20 protein-coding genes and 1 pseudogene are annotated in these 22,073 nt (G+C 65.0%); 9 read left to right on the top strand and 12 right to left on the bottom strand.

The annotated features are described in order from the left end of the window. Positions 1-8: 8 nt before the first annotated feature. The gene (locus ACFYOW_RS15080; RefSeq protein WP_387288158.1) at positions 9-1,580 is read right to left on the bottom strand and encodes a hypothetical protein; all 1,572 of its coding nucleotides are present in this window, start codon (positions 1,578-1,580) and stop codon (positions 9-11) included. Between the two features lie 16 nt (positions 1,581-1,596). Continuing rightward, on the bottom strand, positions 1,597-3,000 hold the full coding sequence (locus ACFYOW_RS15075) for a hypothetical protein (protein WP_387288156.1): 1,404 nt from the start codon (positions 2,998-3,000) through the stop codon (positions 1,597-1,599). A gap of 180 nt (positions 3,001-3,180) precedes the next feature. Here ACFYOW_RS15075 and ACFYOW_RS15070 point away from each other — a divergent pair, with 180 nt between their 5' ends. Next, entirely contained in the window at positions 3,181-3,615 is a 435-nt protein-coding gene (locus ACFYOW_RS15070; protein WP_387288154.1) for an XRE family transcriptional regulator, read from the top strand. A gap of 40 nt (positions 3,616-3,655) precedes the next feature. Here the strand turns inward: ACFYOW_RS15070 and ACFYOW_RS15065 are convergent, their stop codons facing one another. The 3 genes from ACFYOW_RS15065 to ACFYOW_RS15055 form a co-directional block, all read right to left on the bottom strand. Further along, positions 3,656-4,912 (bottom strand): tryptophan 2,3-dioxygenase, encoded by a 1,257-nt coding sequence (locus ACFYOW_RS15065; protein ID WP_387288152.1) that lies wholly within the window; start codon positions 4,910-4,912, stop codon positions 3,656-3,658. 29 nt (positions 4,913-4,941) lie between these two features. Beyond that, the gene (locus tag ACFYOW_RS15060) at positions 4,942-5,931 is read right to left on the bottom strand and encodes an aminotransferase class V-fold PLP-dependent enzyme (protein ID WP_387288150.1); all 990 of its coding nucleotides are present in this window, start codon (positions 5,929-5,931) and stop codon (positions 4,942-4,944) included. Between the two features lie 130 nt (positions 5,932-6,061). Continuing rightward, positions 6,062-6,796: a tryptophan 2,3-dioxygenase family protein gene (locus ACFYOW_RS15055; RefSeq protein WP_387288148.1), complete on the bottom strand. Its 735-nt coding sequence runs from the start codon at positions 6,794-6,796 to the stop codon at positions 6,062-6,064. Positions 6,797-7,420: 624 nt separating this feature from the next. Between ACFYOW_RS15055 and ACFYOW_RS15050 the strand changes: the two genes are divergently transcribed. Both ACFYOW_RS15050 and ACFYOW_RS15045 read left to right on the top strand, forming a co-directional pair. Beyond that, positions 7,421-7,924 (top strand): hypothetical protein, encoded by a 504-nt coding sequence (locus ACFYOW_RS15050; RefSeq protein ID WP_387288146.1) that lies wholly within the window; start codon positions 7,421-7,423, stop codon positions 7,922-7,924. Beyond that, positions 7,921-9,084, top strand: coding sequence for an MAB_1171c family putative transporter (locus ACFYOW_RS15045; RefSeq protein WP_387288144.1), 1,164 nt, complete (start codon positions 7,921-7,923; stop codon positions 9,082-9,084). Before ACFYOW_RS15050 ends, ACFYOW_RS15045 begins: the two co-directional genes overlap by 4 nt. A 456-nt stretch (positions 9,085-9,540) precedes the next feature. On the opposite strand, the gene ACFYOW_RS15040 is transcribed toward ACFYOW_RS15045, so the two are convergent. Then, positions 9,541-10,593 carry a saccharopine dehydrogenase family protein gene (locus ACFYOW_RS15040; RefSeq protein ID WP_387288142.1) on the bottom strand — a complete coding sequence of 351 codons (1,053 nt, stop codon included), beginning with the start codon at positions 10,591-10,593 and terminating at the stop codon, positions 9,541-9,543. A 141-nt stretch (positions 10,594-10,734) separates the two neighbouring features. On the opposite strand from ACFYOW_RS15040, the gene ACFYOW_RS15035 reads away from it, so the two are divergent. The 3 genes and pseudogenes from ACFYOW_RS15035 to ACFYOW_RS15025 all read left to right on the top strand — a co-directional run bounded on the left by ACFYOW_RS15035 (position 10,735) and on the right by ACFYOW_RS15025 (position 12,638). Further along, positions 10,735-11,754: an AraC family transcriptional regulator gene (locus tag ACFYOW_RS15035; protein ID WP_387288140.1), complete on the top strand. Its 1,020-nt coding sequence runs from the start codon at positions 10,735-10,737 to the stop codon at positions 11,752-11,754. A 142-nt stretch (positions 11,755-11,896) separates the two neighbouring features. Continuing rightward, positions 11,897-12,301, top strand: a pseudogene (locus ACFYOW_RS15030) (transposase family protein); the annotation flags it as partial. Positions 12,302-12,311: 10 nt separating this feature from the next. After that, entirely contained in the window at positions 12,312-12,638 is a 327-nt protein-coding gene (locus ACFYOW_RS15025) for a recombinase family protein (protein ID WP_387288138.1), read from the top strand. 233 nt (positions 12,639-12,871) lie between these two features. Here the strand turns inward: ACFYOW_RS15025 and ACFYOW_RS15020 are convergent, their stop codons facing one another. Next, the gene (locus ACFYOW_RS15020) at positions 12,872-13,303 is read right to left on the bottom strand and encodes a MarR family winged helix-turn-helix transcriptional regulator (protein ID WP_387288136.1); all 432 of its coding nucleotides are present in this window, start codon (positions 13,301-13,303) and stop codon (positions 12,872-12,874) included. 96 nt (positions 13,304-13,399) lie between these two features. On the opposite strand from ACFYOW_RS15020, the gene ACFYOW_RS15015 reads away from it, so the two are divergent. Next, positions 13,400-13,819, top strand: coding sequence for a heme-binding protein (locus ACFYOW_RS15015; RefSeq protein ID WP_387288134.1), 420 nt, complete (start codon positions 13,400-13,402; stop codon positions 13,817-13,819). Here ACFYOW_RS15015 and ACFYOW_RS15010 read toward each other — a convergent pair. Together ACFYOW_RS15010 and ACFYOW_RS15005 are read right to left on the bottom strand one after the other, a co-directional pair. Continuing rightward, complete coding sequence (locus tag ACFYOW_RS15010) at positions 13,803-14,327, bottom strand: hypothetical protein (RefSeq protein ID WP_387288132.1); 525 nt, start codon at positions 14,325-14,327, stop codon at positions 13,803-13,805. The genes ACFYOW_RS15015 and ACFYOW_RS15010 overlap by 17 nt on opposite strands. A gap of 6 nt (positions 14,328-14,333) precedes the next feature. Continuing rightward, a complete protein-coding gene (locus ACFYOW_RS15005; RefSeq protein ID WP_387288130.1) occupies positions 14,334-15,650 on the bottom strand; it encodes a serine aminopeptidase domain-containing protein in 1,317 nt (438 codons plus the stop codon). 58 nt (positions 15,651-15,708) lie between these two features. Between ACFYOW_RS15005 and ACFYOW_RS15000 the strand changes: the two genes are divergently transcribed. Both ACFYOW_RS15000 and ACFYOW_RS14995 read left to right on the top strand, forming a co-directional pair. Continuing rightward, entirely contained in the window at positions 15,709-16,248 is a 540-nt protein-coding gene (locus ACFYOW_RS15000; RefSeq protein ID WP_387288129.1) for a helix-turn-helix domain-containing protein, read from the top strand. Between the two features lie 490 nt (positions 16,249-16,738). Further along, positions 16,739-17,098 carry a hypothetical protein gene (locus tag ACFYOW_RS14995; protein WP_387288854.1) on the top strand — a complete coding sequence of 120 codons (360 nt, stop codon included), beginning with the start codon at positions 16,739-16,741 and terminating at the stop codon, positions 17,096-17,098. 730 nt (positions 17,099-17,828) lie between these two features. Here the strand turns inward: ACFYOW_RS14995 and ACFYOW_RS14990 are convergent. From ACFYOW_RS14990 to ACFYOW_RS14980, 3 genes are all read right to left on the bottom strand, one after another. Then, a complete protein-coding gene (locus ACFYOW_RS14990) occupies positions 17,829-18,593 on the bottom strand; it encodes a hypothetical protein (protein WP_387288127.1) in 765 nt (254 codons plus the stop codon). Between the two features lie 1,496 nt (positions 18,594-20,089). Further along, positions 20,090-21,199 (bottom strand): MSMEG_0565 family glycosyltransferase, encoded by a 1,110-nt coding sequence (locus ACFYOW_RS14985; RefSeq protein WP_387288126.1) that lies wholly within the window; start codon positions 21,197-21,199, stop codon positions 20,090-20,092. A 13-nt stretch (positions 21,200-21,212) separates the two neighbouring features. After that, a complete protein-coding gene (locus ACFYOW_RS14980) occupies positions 21,213-22,067 on the bottom strand; it encodes a carbon-nitrogen hydrolase family protein (RefSeq protein ID WP_387288124.1) in 855 nt (284 codons plus the stop codon). Positions 22,068-22,073: the final 6 nt, after the last annotated feature.

The following is a 22,073-nucleotide window of genomic DNA, read 5'->3' as shown; positions in this document are numbered from 1 at the left end:
GGCGCCGCCTAGCCCGGCCGCGAGGCCGCGTCGACCAGCACCGCATGCAGTGTCTTTGCTTGGATACCCGCCTCATTCCCGCGCAGCACTACCTCGGAGAACGCGGCGCCGAAGGCTCGGCTCACGTCGAAACCGCCTGGGCCCGTGGCATCCCCGGTCAACGCGGCACGCCAGTGCTGGTAACCGCGCACCACCTCGGCGAGTGTGCGGTGTCGCCCCGGCTCCCGACGCAGGTACTCCGCGAGCAGGACGCGCTGCGCCCGCCTGCGCGCGACACCACCACTGGCGTCGTCGAGCGCCCGGCCGAACTCACGTAACGTGGCCGCATAGATACCCAGGCCGGTATCGGTCTCCGGGGTTCCGGCAACTTTCGTCGGCTCCTGGGCGGTCCGCTGGTCGAGAGTGATCGAGCGAGCTGCACCCCGGGAGTCGCGCGGTTCGGAACTCCACCGCACCACGCCCGATTCGGCGCCGAGTTCGGCTACCGCGACGACATCCAGGACGATCACCGGGTATTCGGTCAGCACCCGGTCCACCGCGGCCACGAACTCCCGCACCACCGACACCTGCAGCCCGGGTGTATCGAATCCGGCCACACGCACACCGTGCTGCTCGGCCAATCTGCGCGCCAGCCACCCGACCATGGGGTCGGCAACCGGTTGCCCCGCGGAACCGCGCCGATCACGCCCGCGCTGCGATTCGTCGGTGGGCTTGTTCGATCGCGGCGGGGAACCGTACCGAGGGCTGGCGGGACTCGATTGTGCACCCGCAGGCGAGCCGGATGTCGGGGACCGTTGCCCGGTCCACGGGGTGTCTCGCCGCCCCGCATCGGTCGCTGACCACGGTCCGGACACCGTGCCTGGAAAGCGGGCCGCGTTCCCGGTGGCGGCCGTGGGCGACGACCACGAGGACGGGGGCGACACCGTGGCGGCCGAGGGTCGGCGACCGGAGTCATCGGAAGGGTTGCCGGGTCTCCCACTGGCCTCTCGGCCTGCCCGATCCGATCCCTGGCCGGTCCGATCCGAAGAATCCTGACGCCGCGGACCGTCCTGGGGTGTGGACCGTTCCGTGGCGGCCTCGGGCGACCGCCGCTCGCCGGGCTCGGATCGTTCGGTGGGCTGGGCACGATCCGTGGGATACGCCTGGCCTCCCGCTACCGAAGAGGTCGCCGCCGGATCGGATGAGTGCGCGTCGGCGATCACTGGCGTGCCGACGCGGCCATCCGGCCGCTGCGGGGCAGGCTGCCCGATGCTCGGGTCGATGTCCTCGGCTGTGGCGGCTACCCGGCTGGCAAGGTAGGCGTCCTGCGCCTCGAATTGGCTTGTGGCGTCGATGATTCCGGCGGCCGTGCCGTGCAGGCTCTCCGCCATTGCCCGTACACCGGCCAGCAACTGATCGGCGTGCGGCTTGAACTCCTCGGCGAACGCGAGGCCGATATCGTCGTCGCCCCAGCTGCCTTCGGACTGTGCCAGGCAATCCCGCAAGGCCGCATAGGTATGCCCGACCCGGTCACCGAGTTCGGCCAGCCGCGCTCCCCGATTTCGCAGACTGTCCGGATCCAACCGAACTTCGCCGATCACATCCGCACCCCGTCGGTCAGACTCGGCCGCTGCTACGCGTCCGGAACCGCTGCTCGAATTCCGTTACGAATACCGACAGCGGCACCGAAGACGTCGAGCGCTCGACTACGCCATCGTCAGCGACATAGAAAACCATGCGGTCCAAAGCCATTTCACCGTCCGGCACCGGCGAACGCACCAACCAGCCCACGCTGATGCGATCGGCCCGCAACGCCGCCACCGAGTATCCGGTGGTGTCGTAACTCCGCTGGCGAATGTGATCGCGAACCAGATCGAGCGCATCCGCTTCGCGGATCCCGGCGACCTGATCGGCAACCAGATCCGCGAGCATCAACTGGAATAGTCCGCCGTCGATATCGACTCCATCGCCATCCCCGATGGCCTGCACCATCGCCTCGCGGGTCACCGCGCCCGCCTGCGCCGCCGACACCAACAGCTCGGCGGATTCCGACCGGTCACCCAGCAGGCTGCCGACAACTCCGGCAACCGTCGAGACAGTCCACACCGCGGGCAGTGCCGGTGCGCACTCCGGTATCGGCGCGGATTCGCCGCGATACCATCGACCGGACTCCCACCAGTAACAAAACGACAGCAACCCGGTTATCGCACGCGGATTGAGCACCGGGTCCGCAACCCAATCCGGCGCTCCCGCAAATAATTTCGGCATCGGGCCGCCCCCGTTGTACGCGGCGTCCAAAACAGGCGCATCCCACACCCCGCCCGACAGCACCGCCCGATCACCGGGCAGCAGCGTCAATGTCGAGCCGCTGCGTCCCGCACTTTCGAAGATGCCCACCGACGGTCCGATCCGCGGCCCCCGTGTCGATCCGACCGCCACGAAAGCCGCGGCCAGTACCGCCCACCGGGCCCACAACACCGCCAGCTCCGGCAGCTCGCCATCCACGGCCAGCGCCCGCACACCCGCCCGCCGGTCCGCACGTATCCCGTCGACGGCGGCCTGCGGCGGCCTCGACTGAGGTTCACCGCGCCCGATATAAGCCGCCAACCACACCGGCAACCGAGCGCGCGGATAGCGTTCCAAGTCAGCCAGATAGGCATCCGGTGCGAACAACTGCTCACCGGGGAACGGCTCCTGCGCGCCTTGATCGACGACGACTTCCACTCTGTCCGCGTCGATACGCAGGAGCAACCGCCACCACGGCCCGCATTCCGAACCCGCGGACAGCCGCCGATGCCGACGCACCGTCTCCCACACCGCATCCGACACCTGATGCCGGGTCGACCGGCTGCCATCGTCGACCATCAGCAGCGCCGATTCGGCGACCACGGTCATCGCGAACCACGCCTCCAACCGTCGCCACCCGGGCGGGGCAAGCTCGCGAAGCTGATCCGCGATCCGATCGGCCAACGCCGCGAGATCCTCGAGCCCGTCGGGATCGCCCCACAACGGTTGACCCACGTGTTCTCCCTTCGGAACCCCCGCCCGCGCATGATGCCAGCAACGTCAACATGTGTGACTGTGATGCCAAATCACATTCACACCAGTTGATGCCTCGATTGCACCATGCCTCTCATTGTCTGTCAACGGTCGTCAAGCGATAATGGTTGGGAACCATTCCAGTTGACGGAAAGGCGATCGGTGGACCAAGACGAAACTCCCTCGACGTTGGCGTCGAAATTGACCCATCTGTTCGACGTCGTACGCAGGCCCGACGGTCGCGAGTTCAGCAACGAGGAGGTCGCCTCCGCAATCGCCCGCGATCAGGAGGTGAAGATGTCGGGCTCCTATGTCTGGTACTTACGCACCGGTCAACGAGACAATCCCACCTTCCGGCACCTGAGCGCCCTTGCCCGATTCTTCGGAGTTCCCCCCGCCTACTTCTTCGACGACGAAACCAGTCGCGAGGTCGACGCCGAACTCGGTCTGCTGGCCGCCATGCGCGACGCGGGCGTACGCGATGTGGCGCTACGAGCAGCCGGATTGTCCGCCGAAAGCCTGGCCGCGGTCACCGACGTCATCAACCGTTTCCGCCGATTGGAGCGACTGCCCGCAGGCCGACCCGCCGACCAGTGACTGCCGCGCGGACCCGAGGAGGTGGCAAAATCGTGAAGTGTCAGACCACAATCGGGTTGTCGGGAGCCATGTTGCCGACGGGCTCGACGGCGGTGAAAACCGGAATCGTGCGCGAGGCCGCCAAGTAGGGGGTGCCCTCGGTATATCCCGTGCCACTGGCGCCGCCGAGCATGCGGACCGCAAGTCGATAGTGAGTGGTGCGCCAGCGGAGTAGAGCGGCCGAGAAGTCCGCCATCACGTCCGCCAGCCGCGCCAGTTCGGATCCGGCGATGTCGCCCGAGCGGCTCGCACCGGTGAAGGCATCGTCGAGCGTGCATTCCTGACCGGCGAGAACCCGGTCGCGAACCTCGGGCACCGAGTGGTACGCGGGTGACTCGACCCGCTCGGCATCCGGACGCCGACACAGCGACTCGACGAGCTTGTAGCTTCGCGACTGGATCGCGCTGGCGCCCTCGGTGAACTGACGAAAAGTCCGGAAGGACTCGATCTGCATCGTGGCAAGCATCGAGAACAGCGGTGCCGCCTCGCGTAGCGCAGTGGTCGAGTTGCTGATGAAGTGGACTGCTCGGCTCACATCGCTGGCGGCCAGCGCTGCCACAGCGCCACGCAGGTGCATGGCCAGAAGCGTGAAGGTTGTCTCGAAGGTCTGCAGCACCCGAAGAAACAGGTACTCGTCGTGGATGGTGTAGACAGGCAGGATGCTCAGCTGGAGCACGCGCCGCTCGGCAAAGGACATATCGGCGTGCACGAGGGCACTGACTTGCCGCGCGCGGTTGCCTGGCTCGTCGTCGGTCGATCCGCGGTCCAATGCCAAGCGCGCCAGCGCTGGCCGGATCGCACGCAATCCATGCCGAATCCGCTTGTCGAGCACACTCCGTGGCGGGCGCATCGTCGGCAGCAGTGTGGCTCGGTCATGCATCGCGGCCAGTTCGAAGGCCAGAACATCCGCGAGCAGCTGCACAGTGCGCCGATCACACCGAGACCGCGCGAAAAGCGCCTGCTCTATCGGATCATCGATGATGGGCAATTCGAGCAGCCGCAGCGCCAGGTAAGTCGGGTAACTATATCGATTGTCCAGTTTATCCAGCGCGCAGTCCAGAAATGCGGCAAGGACTCGTACCGGTGGCCAAGGACCACCGAGCCGGGGCAGTATCGCGCGGGCCTGGTCGAGCAGTTGCAACGTGTCGGTGGGCACGAAGTGCTTGCCGACACTGTGATACCCGCCGAGGACTTCGTCGTAGGGGAATCGCTCAGCGGTTGGCTCGCATAGCCACGACTCGAGTTCAGTGGTGGACATCAGAGCCTTCCTATCTTGCAAAAGAAAATTCAGAACGTGCGCCGGATTTCGCGCAGGGCTGCACATAGAGCGGTGATGTCCTCGACATTGCTGTAATAGTGAAATGACACCCGTACCACGTCGTGACGTGGGCTGACCGCAATGTTGTGTCCGGCCAGTTGGCGACCCAGTCCGGCGGGGTCGCGGTCGATAATTCCTATATGTGCTCCACGGCGCTCGGGCGGGACGGCGCACACACGCTCACCTTGTGCGCTCAATTGCTGGCGAGCCAGTTCGCCCAGGCGCCATACATGATTGCGAACAAGTGCGAGATCCAGGTCACCGACAAGCTGTAGCCCTGCCACGGCGGCATAGCATGCCGGTATCGCCGGTGTGCCGGTTTCGAATCGAGTCGCCGATGCCGGGAAATCCAATTGGAGGGAGTTGAAGGCATACGGGTCGACTCGCCCGAACCAGCCTGTCGAAGTCGGATTGTGGTCGCAATATTCAGGCGTGCGGGCGTAGAGGAAAGCGAGGCCGGGCAAGCCGAGTAGGTACTTCGAAGTACCGGCAACGAGGAAATCGCAGCCGAGGCTCCCGACGTCGACCGGATCCACACCGACCGCCTGATAGGCGTCGACGAAGACTTCGGCACCGGCCGCGTGCGCAGCCTGGACCACTTCCATGACCGGCAGCCGCACGGCGTGCTGATAACTGATCAAAGGCACCGAAACCAAGCGGGTTGTTCGGTCGATCAACGCGGTAAAACTATCCACCGTATGACCGGCGTCGACAACCTCGGCGCCGCACTGCTTCTGGGCACGCCAGACATGGGCAATAGACGGAAATTCGGCCGTTGTGGTGACGATACGAGGGCGAGCTTGCCAGCTGCGCGTCGACGCGATCTGGAAGGCGCCGATCGAGGCGTTGGGAACTACCGCCACTTGGTCGAGCCGCGCGCCGATCAGTGCCGCAAACCGATTTCGTGCCACCCTGACCTGGTTCTCGAATGCCTCCCACGCCGCACCGGCCTGGGTCATCTCCGCCAGCATCCGAGACACGGCACGATCGAGCTCCACCGAACGAGCCCCAACGCTGCAACTTGCCAGATGTACTGCGCGTTGCAACATCGGAAAGTGACATCGGAATGCCTCGGGAGACATCGGCCGACTACTCATCGCCGAACTTCCTGGGTAGCTCGGCATTCTGCTGGGCCATCGGCCCGGTCTCCGTAAGGAAACTTCTGATTTCCCACAGTTCGGGAAAAAGCCGGTACGAGATCAATTTGGTCAGCATTGCGACCGGCGTGCCCTGTGTGCCGGTCGCATGATGCCCGATCAACCGTGCGGTGATCTTGAAGTGCCGCACCCTCCACAAAGATACCCGCTCATCCCATTCGATCAGCGCCTCGGCCAAGCGGTGTATTTCGGATTGCTGCGCGGACCGATATACTTCGACCAGGTCGACACCCCGATTCCGCACGAACGTGGTGAATGATTTCCCGATAGCCCGGCTATCTCGCCGCACCGAAAGCCAGCCCGGAGAATCGGATCCCGAACCGTGGCCGAGAACGGTACGGATAGTTTGAAAATCCCAAGGTGACAGATGGCGCATCATCTCCAACTGATCGGTGATGAGATCCATTGCCAGAGACGCTCGGGTCAACAATGCGATCGCACTGTTCGGATCGGCATTATCGATATGGTCGGCCGCCTTGCGTAACTCGGTGCAGGCCAGCTTCAGCCACAACTCGGTCGACTGATGGACTATTTGGAATAGTAACTCGTCACGGTGCACCATCTCATCCGAGCGACGCTGCAGATCGAGAAGTCGATCGGTGCGCATGTAACGGATATAGTCGTTATCGCCCTCCCCGCTCAGTATCTGCTGGGAGTAATCCTTCATCGCGACCCCTGGATGCCACACACTGTGCCGATATCCTTCTTGCACCGGAGCCGATGTGATTCGGTACCCGGTCCTTTTTCTGGCCAATTCACTATCGGAGCCAATAGGACTGACAGTTTGCGTAGCCGACCGGCACGGCCGCGCGGCCGGTCCCGACCGGCCGCAGGACGAGACTGTGTGGCGTTGGGTGCACAACCAGGGCCATGGCCTGCTCGTGCCGGTGTCGAGCAATGTCGCGGTGAACCGAGGACCTGCCGACGATCGGCCTCCGGGGTGCTTCTGCCCACTGCCGGTCCTCTCGCCAAGACATAACGCATCTACAGCCTGTCAACACGCGTGAGTCTCAGGCAAATCCTGTTCACATCAGTTGACGCGCCTGATTATTGCCACGCATGGCGTGTCCTGTCAACGGTTGTCAAGTGATAATGGTTCGCAACCATTCCAGTTGACGGAAGGGCGATCGGTGGACGACACAGCCTCATATGTCTGGTACCTACGCACCAGTCAACGAGACAACCCGACCTTCCGGCACCTGAGCGCGCTGGCTCGATTCTTGGAGCGACTACCCGCAGGCCGCCCCGACGACCAGTAGCACACGAAAACCTCAACCCAGCAAGGACTGCCATGCGGACCACTGATTTGCGGAAGCGCTGCGAACAGCGAATCGATACGCTCTGGCTACCGGCTCGTTTCGGTATCGGCGAGGTGTGCGAGCGTCTGGAGCGTCATGTGGGCAGACGGATCGAACTGATCCCGATGGCCTTGCCCCCGGCGAGCCCACTCGGCTTGCTGATCACCGATGAACGCGGGCATTCCGTCATCTACGAGGAGTCCGCCAGCCCAATCCACCGCCAGCAGATCATCTTCCACGAATTCGCGCATCTACTCTTCGGTCACCGCGGTCAGTCGATCGGCGATGATCGACGGCACTGCATGTTCGTGCACGTCGCCCACGAGATCCAAGGACAGGTGCTCGCCAGGTCCTGCGGATCGACCGAGCAGGAAACCGAGGCCGAGATGACGGCGACATTGCTCTTGCGACGGGCACACCGGTCGAGCCAGCCGATCACCGTCGCGGCCGATCCGGCGATCGCCGACATAGTCCGCCGCTTGGACAAATCGCTGTGACCACCGACCCGATCCTGCTCATCTTGCTCACGGCGGGCGCGTGTGGCGCCGTCCTGGCCATCAAGGCTCGCGACATCATGCGGGATCCGGGCAACGGGATGCACCGTGCGAGTGCGCTTTTCGCTGCCGCGATCCTGGCCACCATGCTGCTCTGGCTCGAATCCGATGCCATCGACCAGCACACCCATATCCGGACAATCGGCATCCTGCTCAGTGACATCACGGCGATGCTCGCGGTGTGCGCGAGCCAGATATGGTTCGTGTACCTCACCACCCGGACCGAGATCGCGCGGCGCAGATCCCCGCTGTGCTACGCGGGTTTCGCAGTTGTCGTCTGCGCGGTCGTCCTACTGTTCGCCGCCTTCCCACCGGCCTCCGCGAATGATGCCCAATATCGGTATCTGTTCATCTGCTACGTCGGTGTCAGCGCCGTCGCGGCGGTGGTGTTCGGGTTCCGCTATGCCGCGCTCACCGCGAAGCCTTGGCTACGCATCGGATTCCGGGTAATCGCACTGGGCGGCATCGCCGTGATCGCGCGCCTGGCCTTCCTCGGATACGTACTGGTCACCGTCGATCTCGGCCACGCACCCCGGCCGGTGTATGCCACCGTGGACGGACTACTCACTGTAACCGGACTGCTCATCGTTATCACCGGGATGGCACTGCCCTCGGGGGGCGAGTTTCTAGGGGCGCTGCTGCACGCCTACCGATGCCACCGAGCCGAACGACAGCTCAGTGCGCTGAGCTGGCACCTGGCATCCGCGACCGGCACGACGAGCATTGTGCCGCTGCCTGCCAGCCGCGAATGGAATCCCTTGCGGGACGCTGAATTTCGGCTCTGTCGCCGGATCATCGACATTCGGGACGCACAACTGGCGTTGCGCGGGTATGCCGATCCACAGGCGCGACAACTCGCCGCCGATCGGTACGACGCGCTCGGCTTGCCGGACCATGAGCGGGGCCCGATGATCGAGGCGGCCGTCATCGCCTCGGCGATCACGGCGAAACAAGCAGGCGACCCGCCCCGGCACAACACGACGATGACCCTGTCCGCTGAACAGGGCGGCACCGACACATTGCTCGACGAAGCCAGATGGCTCGGACGCGTCGGACGCGCCCTGCGATCCGCCGAGCTGATACATCGCAACGCCGAGGTCTAGCCGCCGCGTCCGAGACGGGCGCAGCCTCAGCTTCATGATTACCTCGTGCAGCAACTCGGTCACGAACTTGTGCAAAGCAGGCAACACGTGCCTCAGCTGGTCGTCATCGGGCCGACTAAGATTTGCGTGCACGAGGTTGCTGCGGGAGCGGGGAGTTCGAGATCGTCTTTGTCGATGGCGAGTCCGGGGAGCGGCGGATGGCGTTGATCGATGCGTGGGCGGTGCCTGGACGACACCGGAGAGCAAGCCGCGGTCGCACGCACCGGACTACTTCGCCGACGCGCCGATGGCGGTGCGCTGGTGCTGGACTGTCGTCCGCTTCATCGGATCAGGCCGCGTGACGTTGTGGCGTTCTCGGCGACCGCCGCCCTGGTCGGTCAGCGAACGCCCCTATTTCACGCCTAGCCCTTGCCGCCGACGGAAGTTCAGGTTCCGCTGACCACGTGACAATCGGTATCACCCGACCGTCGAGGTCGTCTGGATCGTCCACCCGAGCCCGTGTTCGGACAAGGTTGCGAGGAAGTCGGCGGGATCGAATGCCTGTGCTGGGGTGAGCACTCCGGCGGCAGCATTGCCTGCTGCGAGTCGCCGGCCTGCTTCGACCGCGACGACAGCGGTGGTGCCATAGGTGTCTATGCCGCGGATCACGCCTCGGGTCTGGAGGCCGGCGTGGTCGGTCGCGTCGAGAAGGTAGGTGAAATGCTGGACGGCGCGGTCGCCGTCAGTCGGGCCTTCGGGAAGGCTCTCGATCAGCTCTGCGGTGACCGGTGTTGCGAGCCGGGCCTTCAGGGTGGCCTCGACCAGGCTTTCGACGTGGTCGACCCGAACATGTCGGGGAATGGTGACGACCTCGCACAGCGGCAGCGCTGCCATCGCCACGGACGCTCCGTCAGGCAGCACGATCGCTTCGTGCCGTGCCGCGACCCCGGTGCGCCACAACCCGTCGTGATAGGTCAGCCCGCCTGCGGTCATCGCATCGATGGTCGCCAACGCCGAACGCAACGATCCCCGCGAGGGAGCGCCACCACCGGTGATGAGGTGGCTGACCGTGATCTCGGCCAGCGGCCCGGTCTGCTCGGCGACAAGATGGGCGAGCAGATCCCCCGGCAAGCAGCCGTCATTGGTCGCCGGCACCACCGTGACCTCCGCGCGCTCGGCGTCTGCGGCGAAGGTGTCGAAGATGCTTTTCACATACGACTGCTCGCCTGCAGTGTCGACATAATGGACGCGGGCATCGATCGCCGCGGCGACCACCGCCGCCCCGGATACGGTGAACGGCCCCGCGCAATTGATGACTACCTTGCTACCGGTCAAGGCCGCGACCAACGCGGCGTGGTCGTCGGCACCGGCCACCCGGCGGTCGGCATCGGGGATGCCGACCTGGACCGCGGCGTCGTCGAGCCGCTGCTGGTCGCGGCCGATGAGCCGGACCTCCGCTTCATGTCGGGACAACTCGGCGAGGATGAGCTTGGCCTGATAGCCGTTGGCGCCATAGACAGCGATGACCATATCGACTCCTGATTCGTGCCAGACTGCGCGACTACGCAGCACATCGAACCTAAAACCGATCACATGAGACGTTCAATGCGTCAAGATCTTCCATCTATACGAATTCGTCTCGATGACATGAGAAGTTGATAGTCTTGCTGGATGGATCCCCTGTCGGACGTGGTCACGGCGATGCGCGTCGGCGAGCCACATTCGGCACGAGTCACCCATCGCGCACCGTTCGGTTGGCAGTTGCCCGCAGTCGACGCCGCCGGATTCCATGTCGTGCTGGCCGGGACGTGCTGGTTTCTACCACCCACCGGCCACCCGATCGTGCTGCGACCAGGTGACATCGTCTTCCTCCCTGGCGGTTGCACCCATGCCCTCGCAGACGACCCGGCCACACCACTGCACGCAGCCACGACGACACTGCGCCGGGTGAACCCCGGACAGGCTGCCTCGCCGGCACCCGCATCAGAACCCCAGCCGGAAACCGTTCTGCTGTGTGGCGCCTACCTGCTCGATCGAAGCCGGTCACACCCGATGCTCGCCGATCTTCCCGAGGTCATTCACCTCCCCGCTCCGACGACGCGCCGCTCCCCAGCGGGAACAATCGTCGACCTCCTCGACGGTGAACTCATCGGCAATCACCCCGGGCGCGATGCGATGCTGCGCACGCTGCTGGACGCCCTGCTGCTACACATCCTGCGCAGCTGGCTCGACCAGCACGCCGACAGCGGCGCCGACGCCGGGTGGTCTGCCGCACTCCGCGACCCAGCCGTCGCGACCGCGCTATCGGCGATCCACGGCTCGCCCGGGCACGGCTGGACCATCGCTGAACTCGCCGATCACGCCGGACTGTCGCGGGCCAGCTTCGCTCGCCGATTCACCACATTGATCGGCCGACCGCCCATCGCCTACCTCACCTGGTGGCGCATGACCCTCGCCGCTCGGCAACTGCGCGACACCGACACCCCGATCTCGATCATTGCCCGACACGCCGGCTATGCATCCGAATTCGCGTTCGCCCACGCGTTCAGGAGCGAATTCGGCTGCCCACCAGGACGATTCCGTAAACAAACCCCTCCAGCCCAACCACCGGATCGGAATCCAGCACCCACGACCGACCTGCACACTCCAGCCCATGCAGCAGCCGCCCGCGCCACCAAATCCGAAAAATAGACCCGAACACGCCGACCCTGCAAAACCCGCATCAAACTTTCGGAACCCACGTCGATGACCTATCCGAAAGTCCGGGAGTGTCGGATTAACGGCTCTGGCTCAATTCCGGTGGTGCAGCGTGACCGCGTGAGGGCACGATGCCCTGGTGTGTGAGGCGAATGTTGCTGTGGGGCTGGTGTTCTCGGGTCTGTCGGCACTGGTTGTCGACGATGTTGTCGATGAGGGCTTGCGGGTCGTGGTGCGGGCCGGGACGGCACCCGGCCCGGCGGTGTGCTCGCGCTGCGGCGCGGTGTCGGAGAAAGTCCACAGCTACCATCGCAGGACCGTCGCCGATCTGCCCGTCGACGGCCGCCTGGTGATCATGCGAGTGCGGGTCCGGCGAGTGGTCTGTCCGACACCGCAGTGCTGCAGGACTTTTCGTGAGCAGGTTCCCGGCGTGCTCGAACGCTACCAACGGCGAACGACCCGGCTGACCGGGCAGGTGCGGTCGATCGTGAGAGAACTGGCCGGCCGGGCCGCGGTCCGCGTGCTGGCCGCGTTGCCTGTTCGGGCTCGAGGTGCCTGAGCAGTGGGTATTCGCCGATGACGGTCATTCCGGCGCCAGCCTGGTCCGACCGTCGCTGGAACGGCTGCGCGACATCGTCGCTGGGGTCGGTGTCGATGTGGTGTTGTGCTATGCGCCGGACCGGCTGGCCCGCAAGTTCGCCCTCCAAGCACTGTTGATCGAGGAATTCACCAGGGCCGGAACGAAAGTCGAGTTCGTGCGCGGCCCCCGTTTCGACGGTCGGTGCGTCCGTCCCGAGCGGCGCAACCGGATCGTCGCGCGCCACCGGGAGTCTGACCGGGTGGTTCCCGTGTTCGCTGTGATTCGCTCGACGAAGTAGGAGCCCAACTGTGTCCCTGCGGCATCGCCACGAGTACGCCGTAGACCTTCCCCGTGGCCTCCCGGCCAGCTTTCATGAACCGACTCACGAGTTCCCCGCCACAACCGTAAACAGCGGGGACGCACCGCTTCCTGCCCATATCCGCCAGGTTGGGGTACGGCTCGGTTCGGGTCGTTGTCGCGGGTGAAGTTGGAGCGGTTCGTCCTGGCATCGGGTCGGTCCGACGTGACAATCTAGTCGAGGATGCGGGTGAGCAGCTCGGTGAGCTTGTCGCGCTCGGTGGCCGATAGGGCGGCCAAGATTTCGTGTTGAGTCCCCGTGAGTGTCGTGTCCATTTCTTCGAGTCGTCGTCGCCCGGCGGTGGTCAGGGTGATCAGGTTGCGGCGCCGGTCGGCGGGGTCTGCGGTGCGCTCGACGTGGCCTTGTTCTACCAGCTCATTGAGCATTGTGTGCATGTCGCTCTGGTCGATTCCGCATCGTTGGCCGATCTGTACCTGGCTGTCGGGGCCGAACTCGTCCAGCGCGGCGAGGATCGCGAAGTGATAGGCATGTCCACCAGCAGCGGCCATCGTTTCTCCGATGAGTCGATGCGCCCGCGCGGAAACCTTGTTGAGCAGCCAGCTGGGTTTGCAGCGCAAACGGGTTGGCGCTTCGTGCATCCGCATGCATGAAGTCTAGCCGATCCCTTGGTCCGTCCCACGAATCGGTATACGCTGGGTCGGACCAAGGTTGGTCGATCCAAGATATTGAAGGTGGAGACGATGTCACTCACTTTGCACGAAGCTCGGGCCGTCAGCGACCGCGTGCGCGAACACGCCACCGAAGTCGGCGCGACGGTCACGATCGCCATCGTCGACGCCGGCGGGCACCTGCAGGTTCTCGATCGCATGGACGGTGCAAATCCGCTGTCGGCCCGCATCGCCCCGGCGAAGGCGGCCGGCGTTGCGCTGTTTCATCGCGACGGCAGCGACCTGATGGGTCTGCAGCAGGCGTACCCCGCGGTGTTCGCGCAAATAGTTGAGGTAGCGGGAACACCCATCGTGGCAGGCTTGGCCGCTCGGCTGCTCTGGCGCGAGGGTGTCGTCGTCGGTGCGATCGCAATCGCTGGAGGGACGCTCGAACAGGACGACGAGTGCGCCAATGTCGGGCACGACTCCTTGTCGGTCACCGCGTCAACGTAGTCGACAACCATAATGTCGACAGGCCCCGGTCGGGCAGTAGGGCCGCACTTGTCAGCGCTCGGACCTGCGCGAACGTGCCCAAGCGACGGTCGCGCAGGTCGACTCGAGCAGCAACGCGCTCACCATCGGATTCCTGCACTGGCTCGTCGATGCGAGCCGACAGCCGCGCATCGCATTCCTCCCTGGAGGCGGGAGGCGGCGTCGGGACCGTCAGGTCCAGGTCGTCGACGAGTCCGGACGGGTTCACGTGCAGCGTCAGCAGCAGTTCGGCGGCGGTGCCGTGCACGTGGGCCTGGATGCGCTCGGGCTGGTCGATGCGGATCTCGCCGATGGTGAGCGGGCCGAGTGCGGCCACGGTGGCGGCGAGGCCCGCGGCTCCGCCCGAGTCCAGCAGCCCGGGGACGAGATGATCACGGATTTCGTTGTCCGGCAGCGTATTTCCGGACGAGGAGGCGGCGATGATCCAGTTCAGTTGCGCCGCCGTGTTGCGGGAGGCCGGACTGGTCACGACGGCTCACCTGCCGAGGCGAGCCATCAGCCGGGTCATCGGCCGGGTCATCGGCCCGCGACCCACGCCGGAGGCCAGCCACCGCGCGATGGCGGTCACTACCGCCGGGTCGACATGGTGCGGCGCCTGATAGTCCGCAGGCACCGAGGGCCCGCTGCCCGAGAAGAACATGTGGTCGTCGGCGGCGAAGACCCGGAAGGTCACGCCTGGCTTTCCGGCCAGTCCCGCCCGCCACCCGGCCAGGTCGTCGGCCTCGGTGACCTGATAGTCGCGACCGCCGTGCAGCACCATGATCGGTCGGTCCAGGGCCGCAGCGGTGGCCACCTGGTCGAACTCGCGCAGGTCCAGCCAGTAGGAGGCGGGCCAGCCGAACAACAGCTCCGCGCTGGGGGTTTCGGGTGACAAGGCCGGATCTTCGGTCCGGGCGATCGTCTCGGCGGTGCCTGCAAGAGTCGCGGTCATATCCGTGACCGGTTCCAGATCAGCGATATAGCTGAATATGCGCGCCGCGGCGCGTGGCAGTGGGACCGTGTCCGCGGCCAGCATCACCACACCCGCGATCGAGGGATCGGCCGCGGCAACGCGGACCGCGGCCTTACCGCCACCACTGTGGCCCGCGACGAAAACCTGGGCGGGATCGACCCCGGGCTGCTGCTGCAGCAGCCGCACGGCCGCGAGCGCATTCGGTAGATACTCCTCGACCATGGTGAATCCGGGCTCGTGCTGCATGTGGGTGTGCACGTGGGTCACCTTGTCGAACCGCACCACCGCGACTCCGCGGCTGGCCAGGCCCCATGCGAGGTCTTTGAACGGCTTGTTCGGTCCCACAGTCACGTCCCGGTCGCTGGCGCCGGAGGAGATCAGCACTACTCCCGGCCGGTTACGGCCACCGCGGGGCAGGGCCAGCGTGCCCGGGACCGTGAGCGGTCCGCATTGCAGGGTGATCTCTTGTTCGGTGAAGCGGCGCGGCTTGGCGTAACGCGGTGGGGTCCAACCCGATTCGGCCGGCGGCGCTAGCCGCAGGCCGTGCAGCCGGCCGGTCGAATCGACTGCGAGCCGCACCTCCAGTCCGCCGTTTTCGCAGTGCACCGGCAGGACTACTCGGGTGAGGTCGCCGTCGAGTGGCGCGGTAGTCACCTCGCCTAGCGTGCGTATCGCACCGGTCTTCGCGATCGCCCCGGCCCAGCCGGTCCGGACGGTGGCACCGGATACCGCCGCCGCCAGTGCGGGTGCGAACAGCTTCTCGAGTTCGTCGAAGCGCCCCTCACGCAGCATCGCCACCACCGTCGTCGCCGCTGTTGCCGGGTCGGTCTGAGTCGTCATCACCTTACAACCTTTCTCGTTATGTGAGAACGGTAGCAGGATATGAGAACATTGAGTAGTGGATATTTTGGAGCTGGTGGCACACCCCGCCCGGATGCGGATCGTGCATGCCTTGCGCGGGGGCCGCACCCTCACTACGGCCGAGCTGTGTGCCCTGGTGCCCGGGGTTTCGAAGGCGATGGTGTACCGACATGTCGAGGCGCTGGCCGGGGTCGGAATCCTGGAGGTCGCGCAGGAACAGCGGGTGCGCGGCGCGGTCGAACGGCACTATCGGCTGCGTGCGGATCGGGCGGCGGTCGGCGCCGAGGAGGCGGCGGCGGCCACGGTCGAGGATCATCGCCGGATCTTCGTCACGGCGATGGCCGTGCTGATCTCGGAGTTCACCTCCTACCTCGACCGCGAGAATGCCAATCCGACACGGGATCTCGTTGGCTACCGGCAGCACGCGCTGTGGCTGGACCACGAGGAGCTGCAACAGCTCATTCTGGAACTGCGCCAGGTGATCGCGCCCCGCATGACCAACGAACCCGCCCCCGGCCGCGGGCGATATCTGCTCAGCCCCATCCTGTTTCCGGTCGAGGAGGCATTGGAGGAGTAGCAGTGCTGGTGGTGCCAGGCTGAGGACTGTCCGTACCTCCGATTGGTACGAACTCGCCCTGACCTACCGAGACGACACGCTGCTCCTCTGTATCGCATCGCCCGGTTTCCGTAGGAATCCCCGCCCACACCGAACTGCGGAGACCGGCGATTCGCGGACGTGACAGCACACGGCGGCTCCGCTGAATGGCGCTATCCCACCGGTGGACGGCCATGTGATCGAGTCGATGAAGCCGAGACGCCCGGCGCGCAACAGGTTCACGTTTCGGAACAGCTGCCACCCTCGCGGAATCCGTTGGTCGACAGTGCCTCTGCACCCGTCGAGCTGTTGTGTAGAGGGCATCAGGGAAGTGACACTCCGTGGCGATGAGGAGTACGACCATGAAGATTCTGAGTCAGCAGTTGTCACTGCCTGGAATACTCGGTTACCACGGCAAGCGTCGCCGCAGTGCCGCTCGCGCCCGAGACAGTCGGCAACGTACAGAAATTCGGTGAATGCCTCGCCGGGAACGACGAATTCGTGCTCGGCCACGATCACCCGGTCGCCGGTTCGAGCACCAGATCGTCATGCCAACGATGCGCAGTCCACGGGCATCGTGGAGAACCTGTGCGGCTATGTGCAGCGGGATCTGGCGGTGCCATTGCTGAACGAGGCCGCGATGGAGCGCGCACTGGACCGCCTCATTACGGTCATGTATCAGGAACACGAGGCGGACTTCGGGATTCGGCCCGCATCCCTGCGCGATACCGCCAGCTATCAGACCGAGATGATCATGAGGCTCACGCTGGCCGTCGCTCGACGCCGCACTGAGAAGGACGCAACCGCCCACGAGCCGACCGATCTGGAATAGGGTTGGCGTGCTCGATTTTCGGGGTGAACGGCCATCTGATCGCGTGACAGGTTCGGCGCCTAACGGTGGAACATATTGCCGCACTTCGAGAATCAGCGCACTTTGTACGCAGAAACGTTTCTCAGCCCAGGGAGATTTGTCACAGGTCATGCGTTAGCTCTTGACAGGGCGTCGCGCGGGCGTCGACCGGCCAAGAACTCAGCGATTGGCTTCGTCAGAAGCTGGACGAACCGGTGACGACGCAATTAGGGCCATGCCCGGGTTGGCTAGTACTCCAGGAAGATCACACGCACTCGCGTGGTCCCCGATCGGGTCATCGGCGCGGCTATCCACGGTCGGCGAAATGATGGTACCCATCGCTGCGATGCCCTCGGTGTGACTTGGTGCAGCGCCGAAATTCATTGCTAGCCCCGTTGCGGCGATTGCGACGGCGGCGGAGACGTTAGCGATATGCATACTGAACCTCCTTTCGTCCTAACGAAATAACGGGCTTTCTACCAGGAAAACGCTTTAGTGCAGGCATTGCTGATGTCTGTCAAAGACGTAACCGGCACTAAAGTCATCGTGACCAGATCCATATCGGGGACATACCTTTCGTTGGGTGTCCCATAAGCTAACGCTGCACTTGGTGACAGTCGAGCTATGTTGCCAGCGGTGGTAAAGCGGTGCATAGCGGCTTGGCTAAATGGTCCGACGAGCCCAAAGTGGTTGGGGCCCCGGACACGCTTACTCAGATCGGTTCCGACGGGCCGTCGCCGCGGAGCGCTTCGGCCAGGGCTTGGGCCTGATTCGGGGTGATCCCGAGCGCGATAGGGATCTGGCGCGGGCTGTAGCGCGACGAGCAGACGGGCACCGGATTTTCTCCGGTCACCATCCACGACGGTTCGGCATACCCATCGCCCGTGTCGGTCCCGAGCAGCTCGCGTGCGAACCGGGGCGCTACGTTGTCTGGTGTCCCGCAGCGGACGAGGGCGTGCGCGATTACCTCCCATGCGTCCTCTGGGGTGGCGGCGTCCCCGAGCATGGGTAAGAGCAGCAGGAGGCGCTTTGCCGGATCGATGAGGCCCGCGGCGTCAGACGCGTTCTCTGGCACGCTCGCCGCGATGGCGGTCAACTCCGTCCAAGACAGCCCCGGCCCAGCCGACTCAGGCCCGCATTGCCCCAGATGCCCGAGACGATCCCATGTTGGGTGACGTACGACGAACTCGACTGTATTCGTGTCCTCGAAGTTGGCATAGATGGCGAAGACCGAGTGGCCGCCGCCGAAGGCGACCCGGAACACAGGCCACGGCTGCTCGGCGTCGCTGAGACGTTCCAGCATCGACTCGAACGCGGACGCCGCGACGCCGTATTGATCTGTGTCGGCCGAGAGATCGCCCATCGTCACCAGTAGGTGAGTAAGCCAGAAGGCCGGTTCGCGGGTGAGCTCCGCACCTTCGACCAACTCGGCGTCTGTGTACTCCGGGACGTCAACACGCTTCGTGATGTCGCTCATATCGCGAGAGTATTTGGTCTCTTCCAACATCCTGGTAGGAGCCTGCGGGCTCGTGAGGACTCCTGTGAATTGGATTCGAGAGCGGAGTTCCAGTTCGGCCAGGATCTTCGAAATATGCTTGTCGACGGTACGTTTCGACACGGAGAGGCGATTCGCAATGCCGCCTTGTTGCATCCCTCGGCGACAAGATCGGCCACTGTGCGCTCGGTGGATGTGAGAGACGGACTTGTCCCGTCCGCGTCCAAGCGGGTCCTGGGGGGCCAAACGCCGTGTTCTCGGAGTCGAGCAGAACTCGAGGCGAGTCTCTTTGCGCGCCAATGTGATCGTGCCGCGAACCGCTTGCGCCGCAACGCGTTTGCTTTGTCGCGCACGGTCTCTTCCCGCAGCGGCGCCAGCAGCGGTGGCCGGGCCAGATTCACCAGTAACGGTGAGTCGACCGTCAAGGCCAGGCCGAGATCGGTTGCGCGGCAAGCCAGGAAGGTCAAATAGTCGGCGAACAGTCTTTCCAGATCGGCACCGACATAAACCCGCCGGGGCCGCATCATCTTCACCCGCGCCCCGTTCGCGTTGTCCGCGCGCGGGACGATGTCCACGAATGCGGCGCCGCCACGACCTAGCACGAAATCGCTGATGGGAAGGCTCACAGCCTCGCTTAGCCGGGCGCCCGATTCAGCCAGCAGGGCGATCAGCTCGCTTCCTGCTCACTCCAACTTCAAGCAGGTCAGCTCCCGGGCGCGCGCACCCGACCGCCAGTCCGGGACGGCGTAGGCGTGCTCGTCGATGACGCGTCCAGCCTCTCCGACGGTGCACATCCCGGAGACGACTCACGGTTGGCCACACGCATCCACGCACCCGCGCCGGATTGGATTGCCGAATATCGTCGCGCACAGCCTGTTCCATCACCCGCACCAGCACCGCGAGGGTGTTCTTGACCGTCGACTTACCGGCCCGTCGCTGATCCAGCCGACCACCGCCCGATCCACCGAGCCATTGGTCAGCATCGCTACCGGCGGATGCCCCAGGGTCGGCACGACCCGTTTACGCCAGGTGCTGGACCTGGTCGGTGGAAGTGCCTCCGAACAAGCATTGCGCGCCTTCGGTGGGCCAGTATGCCGCCGAGTGGTCCGAAGATCATTCCTATTGCGCCGCTCCAGATTCCGAGATGCAGCGCGTATTGCGGCAGGCTGAGTCCGCTGCCGTAGCTGTAGCCGGGGTCGAAGACGATCTGCACTGCGGAGGTGGGCAGCGTGACACCTGCCCTCTGGTGGGCCCCGTCGACAACATTTTTGTGCCACAACACCTTTGAGTGCGTCAACGCTGGGTGTCTGGGTGGTGTAGCCGAGGGCGTAGGACGCCGGTGTTCTGATCTTGGACCGCTCGCGGTCTTGTTCCCGCATTTGGACGGGCTGCAGATCGACGGCATGACCTCGGTCGGTCGTCGTGTGAACCTCGACGTGCGGGGATTCCCATACTCGTTTCCGTTCAGACGGGGGTGGTCAGCGGGCGGTTGGGATGGCGGCGGAGTGGGCTTGGTAGAACGCCAGGTGGGCTTGTGCGGCTCGTTCCCAGCTGAATCGGGCGGCCAGAGCCGTGCCGTGCGCGGCTCGGCGTGGGTCGGGCCGCAGTGCGTTGGCCATGCCGTTGGCCATTTCGGTGGTGGTCACGGCGTAGTGGACGGTGTCGCCGAATACCTCGCGCAGGACGGGGAGATCGCGTGCCACGACGGGGATGCCGGCGGCGAGGGCTTCCATGGCGGCCAGTCCGAAGCCTTCCTTGGTGGAGAAGAACGGAACCAGGGCGGCTCCGGCTATCAAGGCGGGTAGGCGGGTGTGTGGGACGGTGCCCAGGACGGTCGGATGTATGCCGAGTTCGGTGGCGCGGGTGTCGAAGTGCGTGCGGTAGTCGCGGTAGTCGAAAAGTGTTTCGCCGCCTGCGAATACGAGATTCAGCTGGGGTTGGTCGTGTTTCAGGAGGGCGAAGGCTTCGAGGAGATCGATGCTCCCTTTGCGGGGTTCGATGCCGCCGACGGCGAGGATGTACTGACCGAGGCGTTGTTGCCATGCGGTGCGTGCGGCGATAGCGGCGGGGGAGTCGGTCGCCGCAGTGGCGAAGCGGTCGTATTCGACGCCATTGGGGATCACGGTCGGTCGCAGGCCCCAGCCGGTGTGGACCTCGTCCGCGACGGCGGCGGATACGCAGATGTGTGCGTAGGGTTCGACGATGGCGCGTTCATGGCAGCGGGCGAGTTCGGGGGTGGTGAAGGTGTCGAGGTGGTGGATGGTGCGGATGCAGTGGTCGACAGCGTTGGCGCTGATGCAGTCCTGGGCGTGCACGATGTCGTAGTCGTGCGAGGCGAATGCGGCGCGTAAAACGTTGATGGAACGTATGATTCGCGCGCCCACGGATTCACCGTCGATGCCGTCGAAGGGGATGACGCGCAGGCTCACGGAGGGGTCGATCGGGCGGAAGAGCCTTGCGTCGCCGCCGCGGCCGAGTGTCCATACGGTGACCGCGGCCCCGAGGCGGGTCAGGGCTTCGGCGAGGTTGAGGGTGTGCACGACTCCGCCACGGGGTTTGGTGGAGTAGGTGAGCAGCGCGATCCGCATCAGTGCTCGTCTTTCATCGACGGCCGCCTTTATCGGTCAGCAGGTTGTGGTAGGTATCGACGCGGCGTTCCTCGAGGTGCCGCAACACACGTCGCGCGCGTTCGACCTCGATGTCGATGTCGATGTCGGCGACGGCGAGTCCGCCTTTGGACCAGGTTTTGGCGAGTATGTCCCCGCCGGGACCGACGATCTTGGCTTGGCCGAGGAACCGTAGGTTGCCGGTGATGCCGGTTTGGTTGGCCGAGGCGAGCACGATCTGGTTTTCGGCGGCGCGGGCTTGGTCGTAGAGGTCGAACAGGCGGGATTGGCGGTCGTTGGGCATGCGGGAGGCGCGGTCGGTGACGCTGGCCGGCCATGCCGAGAGCGCGGCGATGGTGCGGGCGCCGTCGAGGGCGAGAGCTCGTGCGGATTCGGGGAAGGTCTTGTCGTAGTCGATGAGCATGCCGATCCGCCCGATCGGGGTATCGAAGGCGGCGAAGCTGTCTCCGGCGGCGTAGGCGAGATGCTCCCCGGCGGGTTGGTGCACTTTGCGGTGGTGGCCGAGAACGCCGTCGCCGGTGAGGCATACCGCAGAGTTGTAGCGCGCACCGTCGGCATGCTCGGCGTAGCCGACGCAGATGGTCATGGCTCCGGCTATGCGGCGCAGCAGCCGGATTTCCGGCCCGTCGGGGTCGATGGCCTCCGGCCCGGTGGACGGGTCCGGGTTGCGAAGGTCGCCGATATAGCCGCCGAGGGTCGCGTCGGGCAGTACCAGCAGATTCACGCCGTCGCGCCCCAACCGGTCGACGATCCCGCTGATCTTGTCGAGGGCGCGGGCGATGTCTGCGCCGAAATGTGCTGCGACGGCTGCGATTCGAGTGACTGCCATGGTTCG

The sequence above is a fragment of the Nocardia sp. NPDC006982 genome (assembly GCF_042869435.1).
GTDB lineage: Bacteria > Actinomycetota > Actinomycetes > Mycobacteriales > Mycobacteriaceae > Nocardia.
The sequence above is the reverse complement of the archived record's forward strand: the minus strand, read 5'-3'. Positions and strand labels throughout refer to the sequence as shown.